Origin of the sequence: Streptomyces sp. NPDC102274 (assembly GCF_044766385.1) — a bacterium.
Lineage (GTDB): Bacteria > Actinomycetota > Actinomycetes > Streptomycetales > Streptomycetaceae > Streptomyces.
Genome location: NZ_JBIWLW010000077.1, coordinates 1 through 14,361 on the forward strand (window position 1 = coordinate 1; position 14,361 = coordinate 14,361).

Genomic DNA, 14,361 nt, shown 5'->3' on the forward strand with positions numbered 1-14,361 from the left:
CGGACCGCTCCGACACCGGCCGCCGGTTACCGCGCCGAGACGCTCAACGTCCTCTTCGCAGGTCAGCCGTGACGGCCACGACCCTGACGCCCCGCACGCTGAAGGCGGCGAGTACAGCGGCGGCACTGAAGCTGCCGCGTGACCGGTTCCCCTCGCGCCCGGCCTCCAGCGACTGGCCCGCCACCGAACTCGGCCGCGTGGATGTGTGGGAGAGGACGACCGCAACGCCGTTCGTCCTCGCGAACCCTGTCGTTCAGGGCAAGCGGGTCCGCGGTCTGGCGCACCTGCTGGACTGGCTGCACGACGCTCCGGGCGAGTCCTGGCAGCAGCGGTGGCTGGCCAGCGGCGCCGAGGCACTCGGCGCCCAGTGGCGGCGGGCGCCCCTGGAGTGGCTTCGCGAACGTGGCCGGTGTTCTCAGTGGCTGCCGTCCGAACTGTCCAACGGGATGAAGGCCTTGATCTGCGCCGATGTCATCCGCCCCTCGCTCGAGTGGCTGGTGTCCGTGCCTTCCTTGAAGAGCGACCTTGCTCCCGGACTCGCTCTCGTGCGCGACCCGCACGGATACGCACGACTGCGGGTGCACTGTGACAACCGCACCGACCTGTCGGCATCTTCCCGCCGGCTCATCCTGCAGCGGACCTCCGTGATCCTGGCGACCAAGGGCGGCCTGGTCGACGACATCGCCCTCGGCGACGTCCTGGAACTCGCCGAGACCGAGACCGCAGTGCTCACGTCCTGGCCGAAGGACCTGCCCGTCTTCTACCGCACACTGCGAGACCTGGACATCCTCGGCCCTCAAGCCCCCACCGGCTGGCGCGAGTTGCGCACCGGCGGACAACGAACCCCCGAGGAACTCATCGACCGCTACGAGATCGAGTCCCGGCCCGTCAGAGACCTGCTCGTGGACTACCTGCGAGAACGCCAGCCGGGACTGGACTACAACAGCCTGCGCGACCTTGCGTACTTCCTCGGCTGCCGCTTCTGGAAGGACCTTGAGCTCCACCACCCTGGCCTCGACAGCCTCCACCTGCCCGCCGAGGCAGCCACCGCCTGGCGCCAGCGCCTGCTGACCCGGCCGGAGACGGTCACCGACCAGGACGGCGAGAAGGCCGTCGTCCCGGTCGCCCGGATCAGCTTCCGCGAGTGCCTGATCAAAGTACGGGCCCTCTACCTGGATCTCTCCCAGTGGGCCATCGAAGATCCCGGACGCTGGGCGCACTGGGTCGCCCCCTGCCCCGTCAGTCAGCAGGACATCGAGACCCGCAAATACAAACGACAGCACAAGTCCCGCATGGATGCCCGCACCCGCGAGCGTCTCCCCGTCCTGCCCGTACTCGTCCGCACCGTTGACCAGCGACGCAGGACCGCCGAGACACTCCTCCACGCCGCCCGTCAAGCCGGGCCCGGAACCGCATTCACCGCCGGCGACCAGACCCTGGTCCGCTCCGTCCTCCGCACCGGCACGTCCGTGACCACCGTCTGGGCGGACGACCCGAACAGCGGCAAGCGCCGTGACCTACGGCAGGAAGAGGAGTACGCGTTCTGGGCCTGGGCCACGGTGGAAGTCCTCCGCCTCACCGGCGTCCGTATCGAGGAGTTGCTGGAGCTCAGCCACCACAGCCTGGTCCGATACCGGCTGGCGACCACGGGCGAAATCGTACCCCTACTGCAGATCGCGCCGTCCAAGACGGACGTGGAACGGCTGCTGGTCGTCAGCCCCGAACTGGCCGAGGTGCTGTCCACCATCATCAGCAGAATCCGGGAACCCTCCGGACCCGTCCCGCTGATCCCCGCCTACGACTGGCACGAATGCGTGTGGATGCCGCCAGCCCCGCTGCTGTTCCAGCGCCGCTTCCGCACCGAGAACCGCGCCATCAACCACGGCACCATCCGCAAAATGCTCCAGGCCGCTCTGGCCGGGACCGGCCTCGTCGACCCCGGCGACGGCCGCCCCCTGAACTACACCCCTCACGACTTCCGCAGGATGTTCATCACCGACGCCATCATGAACGGGCTGCCCCCTCACATCGCCCAGGTGATCGTCGGCCACCAGGACATCAACGTCACCCTCGGCTACAAGGCCGTCTATCCCGACGAGGCCATCCGGGCCCACCTGGCATTCCTCGCCCGGCGCCGCAGCCGGCGCCCCACCGAGGAGTACCGGGCGCCCACCGACGAGGAATGGGAGGACTTCCTCGGCCACTTCGAACGCCGCAAAGTCTCCACCGGCCTCTGCGGCCGGGCCTACTCCACCCCCTGCATCCATGAAGCCTGCCTGCGATGCTCCATGCACTGGCCGGACCCCGCCCAACGCTCCCGCATCGTCGAGATCCGCGACAACCTCGTCGCCCGCATCGCCGAGGCCGAACGCGAGGGCTGGCTCGGGGAAGTCGAAGGACTACAGATCAGCCTCGCAGGCGCCAGCGACAAGCTCGCACAGATCGACCGACATTCCACCACCACACCGGTCGATCTCGGGATCCCGTCACCGAGGTCACAAGAGTCGTCTCCGAACCAAGATCGCTAGTTCAGAGAATCCGCAAAATGATCCTGCTTCAGTGACACTCCGCGACGACTCCCCAAGATCTGTGCCAGAACCCGCTTCTCATCGATATTGATCACGCCAACACGTGCGTAGTGACTCCCGAAGTCACGTCGAACGACACCCCCGAGAAGGCTCTGGTCCGCTTTTTGTGGTCGTCTACACAGCGTGGCTCGATTCACGGGCCCGCCTCGATGCCGTACGAACCAGTCTGGCCCGCTGTACGAGGGACGTAGCGGCCCTGTCCCACTTGGGATACGCGAAAGCGAACCCGGCTGCGCGCAGCCGACCCGGCACCACCCGACGGCTCTTGAGCAGCAGTTCCGTGTCCGACCGCAGCGCGAACGCCCCCAACTCGGCCATCCAGCGCGTCGCTGGCAGCCCCACCGGGACGCCCCAGGCCGTGCGCAGCGCCCGCATGAAGTCGCGGTGCGGAAGGGGGCCGGGCGAGGCGAGGTTCACCGGCCCCTCGAGGTCGTCCCGGGCGATCAGGAACTCTACTGCTCGCACGAAGTCCTCGTCATGGATCCAGGAGACGTACTGCGCGCCGCCGGCCACCGGACCGCCCAGCCCGAGCCGCGCCAGCCGCGACAGTACGTCGAAGACACCGCCCCGATCCGGGCTCATGACCATCGCCGAGCGCAGCGCCACCTTGCGGGTCGCGGGAGTCGGTGCCTCGGCCTGCGCGCGCTCCCAGTTCTCCGCGATCTCAACGCTGTACGCCCAGTAGTCCGGCACCCCGGCCTCCGAGCCTCCGATCACCCCGGTCGTCTCGTCGTGTGCCGCGTCGAAGCGGTGGGCGTAGACCGTCGCCGTACTCATCTGCAGCCAGACGCGCGGCGGCCGCGCGGCGGCGGCGATCGCCTCGCCGACCACACGCGCCGAATCCACCCGGGAGTCCATCATGGCTTGCAGGTTCTCGGCGGTGTAACGGCAGGAGACGCTGCGCCCGGCCAGATTGATCACGACATCGCAGCCGTCGATCGCCGCGGCCCAGCGGCCGAGCGTGGCCCCGTCCCATCCGATGTCGTGCGCCCGCACGGGACGCCGGGTCACTACCGTGACCTTGTGGCCGGCAGCCGTCAGCGCACGGTCGAGAATCGTGCCCACCTGTCCGGTTCCCCCGGGCAGCACTACCTTCATCGAACCCCCTCGGCTTCGCTCGACATCAGCGTAGCCCTTCTTCTTGAACGCGTTCAGCTTGGGAGTCCGGCGGTCATTCGCAAGATCGTCGGGCCCGGGGGTTCCGGGTATGGCTCTGGGTGCCTCGCTTTCTGATGGCTTCAGAAACTTGACCGCCCGGAGCCCCGCGACGACTCGATCGCTGAGTGGACTATGCGGCTCGATCGCTCTGCAGGACGGCGTTTCTGAACCGGGACGGGAGTCCTGGTGGTTGGGTAGGAGCAGTAGCCGGAGGGTGTGTGTTCTGGCGGGGGAGGAGGGCGGTATGGAGCCGCCGGCAACTGGGGATCCGGTGCGGGTCGGGGACTTCGTGCTGCATGGCCGGCTGTGTGCGGGCGGGATGGGAGAGGTGTTTCTGGGCCGGTCGCCGGGCGGGCGAGCGGTGGCGGTGAAGGTGGTGCAGCGGCGGGCCCTCACTGAAAGGCTCGCCGCCGGTGGCGGCGAAGGCGAGGAGCGTGACCACCCTCATCGACGCACCCCCCGGCCCCAAAAAACGCCGATGTGCGACCTGGTCGGTCCTCCGATGCGCCACGTGGAGGGCTGAGGACGGTGGAACTGCTCGTCGAACTCCAAAAGCGCATACTCGACGGCTGGTTCCTGCGGCGGCTGCCGCCCGCCACGCTGTTCGTCGTGGTCGCGATCGTGGGCGGCGGGCAGCTCGGTCAGCGCCACTGGAACGACCTCCTCGACCTTGTTCGTCGCCGCCGTCCCCCGTCGGCGCAGCGGCGCATCCGAGAGGTAGCGCAGCAGCTGCACGGTGCGGATCACGCGGCCGACCTCGCGGAAGGCGGCGTAGGTGGCGTTCTTCCTCGACCCCGACCGGAGCCGCTTGAGTAGAGTCGCCGACGTGTGCTGACCCGGTTCTCGTACTCGTGGCGGGACTTGCGCTGCGCCGGGACGACCGTGACGCCTCGGGTGTTCGGGTCAGAGTGTGTTGTGCTGATCGGCGAACCAGTCCTGGAGCTCGCGGTGGCGGAACTGGTAGACGTCACCAGCGATGCGGAGAAGGCCGCAGAGCTCGGCCCGACTCAGGTCACTACTCACCCGCCACGGCAGCATGCGCGTGGTGGCGTGCAGGGCCAGGCGCCGGATTCCGAGATCGGCTGAAGCCATGAAGGTCGCGAACCCGAACACGCCCCCGAATGCGTAGACCATCGTGGTTCCGCGGTAGAAGCCGTACGCCCATCCACAGACGAGACCGAGAAGCGCTCCGCTGAACGCCGCGCTAGTCACGGCGTGGGAAATCGAGCGGCTGATCACACCAGTCGGCGAGACAACAGTTTCGGCGTCCAGAATCCGAGTGCGGCCTCCGACCCATAGCGCGACGCCACCGAGGAGGGCTACGGCCACCACGGGATCGAACCCGAACACAATGTAGGGAACGGCACCGGTGACGCCAGCGAACAGGACGCCCGCGATCATGTGCCGTACTGATCTTCGATGCGTCAGCACCACGATCGGCCAGACCCGGGACCCGAGCCTGCCGAGCGCCAACCAGAACAGCGGCCCGACCACCAACGCGGCCTGCCACGCCGGAGCTGGCCCCACCGTGACCGCCGTGGCTGCGGACACCGCCAGCACCGACACGAACGCGAGAACGCGGTGCCATCGCATGATTTTCGCGGCATCCCCCATGGGCCACAGCTCGTGCGGCACGATGTCGCTGGTCGGCAGTACTCGTTCGCCCAGGGTTCGGGCGGTGGTGGCATTGTCGAGCAGGTAGCGCGCAATATTGCCCAGCCATAGGCCTATCCGCTGGGCATCCCCACGGTTTCGCCACACCGGATCGGCCAGCGCACGCTCCACGAACAGACGGTGCAGATGGCCGACCCATCCACGAGGGTCAGCCAACGTGAGTCGCAACAACTCGTTGGGATCGTGCAGAAAGCGTCCCTGTCGATCGCGGAACTCGTACACCTGCGTTGCGATCGCCAGCCGCCAGGGGGCGGACAAGTGTTGGGCCAGGGAGCCGGAGGCGTGGTGGTCGATTTGGTCCAGCACGCCGTCCCAGCGGGTGAGTTGGGTGGACCTCTCGGCGATGAACTGGCGCACCTGCTCAGGTGACAGTGCAGCGATCTCGACGCATGCGGCGAAGTCCAGCTCGACATGGACATCGCGTAGGTCACGGTAGGTATCGGCCCGGCACGTCAGCACCATCGGGGACGGTGTGCCGTTGGGCGCGTAGCGTCCCAGGGCTGAGAGGGCCTGTCGCGCGCGTCGTTCGTACGCGGGCCGTGTGCGCGTCGTACCGTCCATCTCGTCAAGTCCGTCGAACATCGGGAGCACCTGTCCCGCATCCAGCAGCGCGTCTGCGGACCTTCGCGAGATGCCGTAGGTGTTTATGAGCGTACGGATCAACCACGCACGCACCATCTCGGTGAGCGGTTCGCTGGTGTGTGCGGCGTCGTCGTCGACCTCCAGTTCCGTCCACGCCGACAGGCTCAGCCGGATCGGCACTGGCTGGCCTCCCGTACGGTTCTTGCACAGATCGAGCAGAAGCCGCTGCATGAGTACTGTCTTTCCAGCACCAGGGCCACCAGTGATCACCAGACGCCTGCGCCGAAGGGCCAGGTAGTACTCCTCGATCGTGTCGAGGCGACCTTCCACAGCGGCCCCTTCCGAGGGCTGGCCAGGAGTGCTACGCAACACGAAACGCAGATCGATCGAGGCGGGGCGCCCAGCCTGCGCTTTGAGCCAGGCGTCGCCCTCGGACTTGAGCACCAGCCGTGCCACCACATGCGCCACGGCGTCGGGATCACGTTCAGACTGCCGTCGGTCGGCGACGGCGATGGCCAAGGTCGCGATCAGTGCCACTGTGCCGAGCAGCGCACTGACCGGATCGACGTCGCCGCGCTTGAGATCCGAGAAAACCCAGGCTGCAAACAGCAGCAGTACACACACCAGGGAAGCCAGAGCCCAGTACCTCTGTCTGCGACGCATGAACGCGTAGTCTCGCGATGGTTCGCCGGGTTCCACAAGAGGATCGGTGACATCCAGGCGTATACCTCGACGGCATCGCTTCAGAGGAGCCGTCTTTTGTGAGTTTCTGAGGGGTGGTCGGGTGGTGTTGGTCATGGCCGTCCGGGGAGTGGGCGGGTATAACCGGCCAGGCAGAACAGGATCATGGCGCGTAGGGCGGCGACGCGCGGAAGCCGTAGGTTCGGCGGATCAGCAGGCAGATCTTCGTGTTCATCGACTCCACGCGGGCGTTGGTGAGTTTGAAGGTCAACGCGTTGGCGATGTCCTGTCGGCGGCTGCGGATGCTTCGGGCGAGTTTGACGAACGGGGCCAGGCGGCTGTTCAGATCGAGGAGCCCGCGGTGCACGGTGGGGACGGCGCTGAGGCGCAGGGTGTAGCCCTGGCCGCGCCGTACGTGCGGCGCGCTCCAGGAGGTCGCGCACCGCAGCCGCGACTGCTCACACTCGGACTCACCGCGGGCCGTCCACCGCCTGGACACCCGCGGCGGGCCTTGCGCTGGGCGGGGACGGTCGGGGCGCCTTGGCTGCCGTCGAGCGGCTGACAGTCTGATCCGCTACTACGTCAGCCGGGTTTCTGGTGAACGGTCGCGGATCTCGTCCGGCCAGTGCATCGTCCCTGATCGACAGGAGTCCGAGGCGCTCACGGCCGCGCAGGGCGAACTTGGCGATGGCCACCTTGCTGCTGCGCTTCAACGCCTCGCACAGAAGGGTGTACGGCTTGCGGGCGACGGCGCCGTCGGCCGCCAGGTAGTAGGAGGTGAACAGTCGCACCGGGTCAATCTCGCTGGAGTCGACGAACACGGCGATCTCGATCGCCTTCGCAGTGGGCAGCGGCATGTCGTATAGGTCGTCGTCGGTGACGCGTCGACTTGGTCGATGTGACGGGGGAATTCCTCGGCGGCACGACTCCTGGACGGGCCTGCTGAGGGTAAATTTCGGACAGGGGAACACACGGTCTATTGGGGGAGTTTGATGCAGCACCTGGGGCCGCTGGAACTGGTCGGGGACCGATGGGTCATCGGGGACCCAAAGCGGAACGATGGGTCGTGCCTGGTGCTCGCCACCGAAGGCATCGAGCACCACGTGCGGGGAGAGGTGGACCCCCGGGACGTCGTCCCGTGGAGCAGCCTCCACACCGTTCGGCTGAGGGTCACCATGAAGCCATGGATGGCCACCCGCACCGGGGGTGTCATCGTCGCGGCAGGCGGCTACATGGACGGTGGCCGAGATGGCTGCTCCCTGTCCGGCATTCGTGATCGATATAAGCCCTGGTCGGTGAACTACACCCACCACGACCGCACTTACACGTCCATGCACATGGCCCTGGTAGTCGACCTGGTCGCGAAGATGTCCGAGGCGAAGGCGCTGCACCGCCTCGGAGACCCGGAGTGGCTCGGCGCAGTGGTCTCCCGGCTGGCGCCAACGCCGCGGTGGACCCCCCTCCCGGTCCGCCGGGTGAGCGAAATCATCGAGCTCCTCGGTACCTGAGCTTGTCCTACCTTCCGAGCGTGGGTCTGAGACGATCTTACGAATGACCGTCTCAGACCCACGCTCGGAAGGTAGGACAAGCTCGGCTCAGGGGGCGGGTTTGCAGACGTCGCATGCCGTCGCCCACACGTGCCGCACGAAGGCTTTGGCCTCGGTGGTGTTGGCCGGGGTGAGGCGTCCCTCGGCGGTCCAGCAGCCGGCCCGGTGGAGGACAAGTGCGCGCTGGTCCGGGGTGTCATGGCGGAGGGCCTGGAGCACCCACGCCGCCGTGTCGTCGGCCCCTGTGGTGGGGATCTGGCTGTAGTCCTCGTCAGCGATGGGACGGACAGCATCGGCTGGCAGCTCGACCGAGTCGATCGAGACCTCGTACCACCATCCGTCCGCGTCCCGCCTCCGCGCCCGCAGGTGTACCTCGACGGTGTGGCCTCCCGGGAGCGTGGCAGTCACGCGCGGCGCCGGATGTTGTTCGCTCATGCGTTCGAATGATAGTCCCGCACCGCACGCCTCCCCCTGGGCGTCATCGGCCGCGAGGCCATCACGATGAATGCGGGTGCACTCGGCCAGCAGGCGTGGATATATCTGTCCGTGGGATGTTTGATGCCTGGTCAACGCCTTTGTGATTTAGGCCACTTGGGGATTCAAGCCCCCAGGATGCGTGACGGTCGCGTTACCGTCCGTGCAGGTCAGGGGGTGGCCACTGGTGTACCGAATTTGATGAATCTTGCACCTTGTGCCCGCACGCGTGCTCAGCGTGATTTTTTCCGGTGTCGGTCAGTGAATCGCGCCTCGAGTCGCTTAGGGCTCGTAAAGAATCAACATGCTGGTTTGGTCTCTGTCTTGAAGTTCGCGCCGTGTGCGGTGGCGTGGACGAGAAGTCCTGCCAGGGTGTTGAGGTGTGCTGCTGGGGGCCGGGAAATGTGTGCGTGCTGGTGCATCAGGTGCCGGATCTCGCTGGTGGTGTGGCGGATGGTGTCCTTGCTGACGGCGAAGAGGTGGGCGGGCACGGTGGGCGGCAGGGCGAGGTTTTGTTGCAGCACGGTGGCCAGGATCCGGTCGGCCAGGTCGAGTTTGGCTTTGCGGCCGCCGCCCGGGGCCCGGCGTCGTTCGCCGCCGTCGCGTCGTGTGGCGGGGTCCTGTTTCTGTAGCGTCTGCCAGTCGGCGGTCAGGGTCTTGGTCAGCTCGGTCAGTGCGGTGCGGGTCATGCCGGTCAGTGCGGGATGTGACAGAGCACGGCGGTCGAAGACCGCCGCCGGCCTGAGGGTTGGCCCGGTGGGGTCTGCCTGGCCGGCGGGGTGGGGGTGGACGGTGTAGTTCCATTCGCCGTGGAAGGCATGGCCGGTGACCGGCGCTGCGTTCAGCTCGGCGTCGCTGACCTTCACACCGGTGGGATAGGCGCCGGTGTCGAGTTCGGCGTGGACGGTGAGGCCGGTGCGGGTGGTGGTCGCGGCGATGGACTGCACGACGACCTCGTGGCTGTTCAGCGGTCTGCCGCGCCAGTTCATGGTGATCGCGGAGAACAGTCGGTGTTCCACCTTGTTCCACTTCGATGTGCCCGGCGGCATGTGGCAGACCGTGACGGCCAGGCCGGTCCGGGCGGCGAACGCGGCGAGCCCCGTTTTCCACGCCCTGGTGCGGTAGCCGTTGGAGCCGCCGGCATCAGCGGTGATGAGCAGACGTCTGGCCTGCGGGTAGTCGAGGCATCCTTGCCCGTTCCACCAGCGGCGGATCGATTCGACCGCGAACGCGGACGTGTCGTGATCCGTACCGACGTTCACCCAGCCGGCGTCCGCCACCAGGTCGTAGATGCCGTAGGGCAGGGCCTTGCCAAGTGCGTCACCGGGGAAGTCATGGACGTCGACCCGCACGGGTTCACCGGCCGGCCGCCATTGACGTCCCGCATTCTTGAACTCCCCGACGACTTCCTTCTTTTTCGTGTCCACACTGACCACCGGCTCGCTGCCCGCCTGATGGTCCTTGACCTGGTCGTTGATGTACCGGAACTGGGCGTCGCGGTCCGGGTGCTGAGCGCCCTCAAGGGTCTTGGCATTGGCCTGCAGACTGAAACCGTTCTCCCGCAGCAGCCTGCCCACGGTCGGAGCTGACGCGGCATGGCCCTGCCGCGTCAGCTCCCCGGCCAGAGACCGCAGCGACTTGGTCGTCCACCGCAGCGGCGACATCGGATCGCCCCGCTCATCCGGCTCGACCAGCGCCAGCAACGCCGGAACAAGCAGCGGGTCGAGTTCCTCGGCGCTCCTGCGACCGCCGCCGTCCCGGCGGACCCGACCATCGGGCAGGGGATCCTCACCGCCTTCCAACTCGAAGACACCCTTCCGCACTGTCGTCTCGCTCACCCCTGCGGCACGCGCGACGGCCCGGACCCCACCGTGCCCCAGCAGCCGAGCCTCGGCGGCCAGTGCCAGCCGCTGCTGCCGCTCATTCAGATGAGGGAACAACACCCCAAACCTCAGGGCAAGTTGGTCACGAACCTCGCTCGGTATGCGCATACCACACCAACGACGGAGAGACCGTGAAGCAACGTGTTGATTCTTTACGAGCCCTAACTTCGTGGCATTGGATGCTGGACGCGGTCTTCTACGTCACCGACAACGGGATCAAGTGGCGTGCGATGCCGTGCGACTTTCCCGCCTGGGACCGCGTGTATGCCTTCTTCCGCAGGTGGCGGCGCCATGGCCTGGCCCAGGAGTTCCATGACCGGCTGCGCGGCCGGGCCCGCCGGGCCGAGGGCCGGAAGGTGGAGCTGACCGCGACGGTCATCGACTCGCAGTCGGTCAAGGGCGCCGCCTCGGTGCCGGCCGTCTCACGCGGCTACGACGGCGGAAAGAAGATCAACAGAAGGCGCCGGCACGTCATCACGGACAGTCTCGGCCTGCTGCTGATGGTGCTGGTGTGTGCGGCCGACGTCACCGACCGCCAGGCCGCCTGCGGCATGCTGCCCCGCCTGCGGACCCGGTTCCCGAAGATCACCCTGGTGTGGGCCGACGGCGGCTACGCCGGCCGACTCGTAGACTGGGCGAGACAGAAACTCCGGCTCACCCTGCGGATCGTCAAACGCAGCGATGACATGACGGGGTTCGTGGTACTTCCGAGACGGTGGGTGGTGGAGCGCACGCTGGTGTGGCTGATGCGTTCGCGTCGTCTGGTGCGGGACTTCGAGACGCTGCCCGCCAGCGGCGAGGCGTTCATCTACTTCTCGCAGGCCATGCTCCTCAGCCGGCGTCTGGCCCGCCCGGCCTGTCGCCCGCACCAGGAGAGGTCGCGGCGGGTTGCCGCGGCGTGAACCGCCCCGCCGGCGACACGGTCAGCCATCCCCGCTCGGCCAGGCGCCTCGCCCTGGACCGCAGGCCCTCGATCTTCGCCGGCACCAGCGGCAGTTCCAGCCGGGCCGCGAGCTGTTTCGCCGAAATCCCCTCGCCGTCGCCCGGAGCGGACGCCACCAGCTCCACGATCCGCCGGTAGTCCGGCGCGAGCGCAGCCGCCGTCATCCCCTCCCCATGCCGCAGCACGATCGACCAAGCGACCGGGACCTTACCCTTCGCCGCCGTCTCCTCTCGCGGGCCAGGAACAAGTGCATCCGTCTGTTCGGCCGGCGTGGCCAGGGCCTCGGCCAGCTCCGCCCGAGCGATCACCCGCCGTTCCAACACCGCCTCAGCCACGCCGAGTTCCGCCAGAATCCGGTCCGCCTCCGCCTGAAGCCCCTCCACCCGCACCCGGGCAGACGCCTCCGGCTTCTCCAGCAAACCCATCACCGACACCATCGTCTGCCTCCGCGTCGTCGAGGCCGAACAGAACGTCCGAACCCTCCCACCCCGACACCGGAACCATGCCTGACCAGCGGAAACTCAACGATCACATCCGGAAAAACAACGGCTTCTCAGGTCGGGGGTGTCCGCTGCTACGCCTTGGGCGCCGAGAAGCAGAAGAGCTTGCCGGACCAGCTGGCGAAGATGTGGCCGTCGACGAGGGACGCCGACCAGAAGCCGGATCCGCCGCTGACCGGGTGGTGCCAGACCTGCTTGCCGGTGTCGGCGTGGAAGCCGTAGAGCCCTTTGCCTCCTGCGACAAGGAAGAGGTCGCTCGCAACGCCCAGGAACTGCAGCTCGCCGAGGCCGGAGCCTGCCGTCCAGCGGTCCGCGCCGGTCCGGGCGTCGACGGCGTGCAGGACCTCGTCCAGGTAGCAGACGGTGCCGCCGGACCGGCCGTAGCCCCGGTTTCCCCGGGCGGCGGTCTGTACGCTCCACGGGTTCTGCCCCGTCGCCGGGTCGAAGGCCGCCAGCAGCCCGCTGGTCGCGCCGGCGGCGCCGGTGCCCGGGTAACAGAACAGGGTCCCCTGGTCCAGGCTCAACGATCCCTCGTAGAAGACGACCTGACTGTTCGTCGGTGGAAGTCTGGTGGGCTTGCTCCAGAGTGCTTCGCCGTCGGCGGGCCGGAGGGCGAGGAGGTTCATGTCGCCGTCGATGGCGTAGCACACCTTGCCCTCGGACGGCGGATAGAGGGCGACGAGGTCCTTCGACCACAGCCGGTCGCCCGTGTCCGGAGCGAGAACGGTGTATCCGTTGAGAGTCGCGGTCGTGGATGTCTTGGAAGCACTGCCCCAGACGATCAGCCCGCCCGCCGAGGAGGTGCCGACGACCGCCAGTCCTCCCAGGTCAGGCGAGTTCCACCGCACATCACCGGTCGACGGGTCCAGGCCCTGGAAGCGCCCGTCACTCATGGTCACAAGCAGGGAGTCGCTCGCGTACCCCAGTTGCGGCGCGTTGCTCCCGGTCGGCGACGCGGCCCACAGCTCGTTTCCGGTCCGGCCGTCGAGGGCGTGGACCTTGCCGTCGGTACGGACCGTGTAGACGCGCCTGTCGTCGGCGATGGCGGCGGTGTTCTGGCCGCTGAGGTCCTGCCAGAGGGACTTGCCGGTGGCCCGGTCGAAGACGGCGCCCGAGGTCTTTCCGGCGCACAGCAGCGTGGACAGCGTCACCGCGAGAAGAGACATGCCGGGCTGCGGGAGGTCCGCGGTCCAGGAGAGTTCGGGGGTGGCGGTCGCGTCCCCGGAACGCGAGCGGAGGAGCAGGGCGGTGCCTGAGGCGGCCGCGGCCACGGCGAGCACCGCGCCGCCGGCAAGGACCCGGCGTCGGCTGAGCAGGGGAGTCCGTACCTGGTCGTGCAGGCTGCGCTGCTCCTCGGCCACCTGCAGCTCGACCGCGCCGAGCCAGCCCGCGGTGGTCGCCGGACGCAGCCACTCCTGCAGCTGCGCGACGGTCGGACGCCGGGCGGGGTCCTTGTCGAGGCAGGCGGAGACGATGCCGAGCAGGGCGTGCGGGATGCCGTCCAGTTGCGGTGCCTCGTGGGTGGCGCGGTAGAGCAGCGCGTGTGCCGCGCCGGTGCCGAAGGGCGGGACGCCGGTGGCGGCAAAGGTGAGTACGGCGCCGAGGGAGAACACGTCGCCGGCGGGCGTGAGTTCGGCCCCGGTCGACTGTTCGGGCGACATGAAGCCGGGCGACCCGATGATCTGGCCCTCCGCGGTGAGCACGGTCCCGTCGACAGCCCGGCTGATGCCGAAGTCGATGACCCTGGGCCCGTCGAGGGCGAGCAGGATGTTGGACGGCTTGAGGTCGCGGTGGATCACTCCCGCGCCGTGGATCGCGGCCAGCGCCTCGGCCAGGCCCGCGCCGAGCACGCGCAAGGTGGCCTCGGGCATGGCCCCGTGGGCCTTGATGGCGTCGGCGAGCGAGGGGCCGGGGATGTACGCCGTGGCCAGCCAGGGCTGCGGCCCCTCGGGGGCGGCGTCGACGACCGGCGCCGTGAAGGCGCCGCCGACCGCGCGAGCGGCGTCCACCTCGGCCTTGAAGCGCCGCCGGAAGTCGGGATCGGCGGCCAGTTCGGGGCGTACGACCTTGACGGCGACGGCACGGCCGCTGCGCGACGCGGCCAGATAAACGCGGCCCATGCCGCCCGCGCCGAGCTCCCGGATCACTCGATACGGTCCGATGTGCGTGGCCGCGGTGCCGGCCTGTGGGGGCGGTGGAGTCGGCGCCGACGGGGTCGGCGGCATGGGCGGCGTTGTCATGGGGTCCTACCTTGTTGGTGGGTTGGACGGGCCGTCGTAAGGTCCAGAGATCCAGAGACGCCGGGTATGGCTTTCATGGGGTTGCCCTCGA

12 protein-coding genes and 1 pseudogene are annotated in these 14,361 nt (G+C 68.1%); 4 read left to right on the plus strand and 9 right to left on the minus strand.

The annotated features are described in order from the left end of the window. Positions 1 to 68: 68 nt before the first annotated feature. Positions 69 to 2,528 (plus strand): tyrosine-type recombinase/integrase, encoded by a 2,460-nt coding sequence (locus ACIRQP_RS41075; RefSeq protein WP_403900397.1) that lies wholly within the window; start codon positions 69 to 71, stop codon positions 2,526 to 2,528. Between the two features lie 174 nt (positions 2,529 to 2,702). Here the strand turns inward: ACIRQP_RS41075 and ACIRQP_RS41080 are convergent, their stop codons facing one another. Then, a complete protein-coding gene (locus ACIRQP_RS41080; RefSeq protein ID WP_403900399.1) occupies positions 2,703 to 3,686 on the minus strand; it encodes a TIGR01777 family oxidoreductase in 984 nt (327 codons plus the stop codon). A gap of 304 nt (positions 3,687 to 3,990) precedes the next feature. Here ACIRQP_RS41080 and ACIRQP_RS41085 point away from each other — a divergent pair, with 304 nt between their 5' ends. Beyond that, positions 3,991 to 4,269: a hypothetical protein gene (locus ACIRQP_RS41085; RefSeq protein ID WP_403900401.1), complete on the plus strand. Its 279-nt coding sequence runs from the start codon at positions 3,991 to 3,993 to the stop codon at positions 4,267 to 4,269. On the opposite strand, the pseudogene ACIRQP_RS41090 reads toward ACIRQP_RS41085, so the two are convergent. From ACIRQP_RS41090 to ACIRQP_RS41105, 4 genes and pseudogenes are all read right to left on the minus strand, one after another. Further along, positions 4,191 to 4,523 (minus strand): annotated as a pseudogene (locus tag ACIRQP_RS41090) (Tn3 family transposase); the annotation flags it as partial. The gene ACIRQP_RS41085 and the pseudogene ACIRQP_RS41090 overlap by 79 nt on opposite strands. A 126-nt stretch (positions 4,524 to 4,649) precedes the next feature. Further along, positions 4,650 to 6,626: an NACHT domain-containing protein gene (locus ACIRQP_RS41095; RefSeq protein WP_403900403.1), complete on the minus strand. Its 1,977-nt coding sequence runs from the start codon at positions 6,624 to 6,626 to the stop codon at positions 4,650 to 4,652. A 220-nt stretch (positions 6,627 to 6,846) separates the two neighbouring features. Next, positions 6,847 to 7,182: a transposase gene (locus ACIRQP_RS41100; RefSeq protein WP_403900405.1), complete on the minus strand. Its 336-nt coding sequence runs from the start codon at positions 7,180 to 7,182 to the stop codon at positions 6,847 to 6,849. Further along, entirely contained in the window at positions 7,154 to 7,540 is a 387-nt protein-coding gene (locus ACIRQP_RS41105; RefSeq protein ID WP_403900407.1) for a Ku protein, read from the minus strand. Before ACIRQP_RS41105 ends, ACIRQP_RS41100 begins: the two co-directional genes overlap by 29 nt. 135 nt (positions 7,541 to 7,675) lie before the next feature. On the opposite strand from ACIRQP_RS41105, the gene ACIRQP_RS41110 reads away from it, so the two are divergent. Further along, positions 7,676 to 8,191, plus strand: coding sequence for a hypothetical protein (locus tag ACIRQP_RS41110; RefSeq protein ID WP_403900409.1), 516 nt, complete (start codon positions 7,676 to 7,678; stop codon positions 8,189 to 8,191). An 87-nt stretch (positions 8,192 to 8,278) separates the two neighbouring features. Here ACIRQP_RS41110 and ACIRQP_RS41115 read toward each other — a convergent pair whose 3' ends face one another. Continuing rightward, the gene (locus ACIRQP_RS41115) at positions 8,279 to 8,665 is read right to left on the minus strand and encodes a DUF6233 domain-containing protein (RefSeq protein ID WP_403900411.1); all 387 of its coding nucleotides are present in this window, start codon (positions 8,663 to 8,665) and stop codon (positions 8,279 to 8,281) included. A gap of 338 nt (positions 8,666 to 9,003) precedes the next feature. Then, positions 9,004 to 10,695, minus strand: a complete 1,692-nt coding sequence (locus ACIRQP_RS41120) for an ISAzo13 family transposase (RefSeq protein WP_403900413.1) — start codon at positions 10,693 to 10,695, stop codon at positions 9,004 to 9,006. A gap of 71 nt (positions 10,696 to 10,766) precedes the next feature. Here ACIRQP_RS41120 and ACIRQP_RS41125 point away from each other — a divergent pair, with 71 nt between their 5' ends. After that, positions 10,767 to 11,489 carry an IS5 family transposase gene (locus ACIRQP_RS41125; RefSeq protein WP_403900415.1) on the plus strand — a complete coding sequence of 241 codons (723 nt, stop codon included), beginning with the start codon at positions 10,767 to 10,769 and terminating at the stop codon, positions 11,487 to 11,489. On the opposite strand, the gene ACIRQP_RS41130 is transcribed toward ACIRQP_RS41125, so the two are convergent. Further along, on the minus strand, positions 11,419 to 11,967 hold the full coding sequence (locus ACIRQP_RS41130; RefSeq protein WP_403900417.1) for a hypothetical protein: 549 nt from the start codon (positions 11,965 to 11,967) through the stop codon (positions 11,419 to 11,421). The two genes, ACIRQP_RS41125 and ACIRQP_RS41130, sit on opposite strands and share 71 nt — an antisense overlap. Before the next feature lie 137 nt (positions 11,968 to 12,104). Next, positions 12,105 to 14,270 carry a PQQ-binding-like beta-propeller repeat protein gene (locus ACIRQP_RS41135; RefSeq protein WP_403900419.1) on the minus strand — a complete coding sequence of 722 codons (2,166 nt, stop codon included), beginning with the start codon at positions 14,268 to 14,270 and terminating at the stop codon, positions 12,105 to 12,107. Positions 14,271 to 14,361 lie beyond the last annotated feature (91 nt).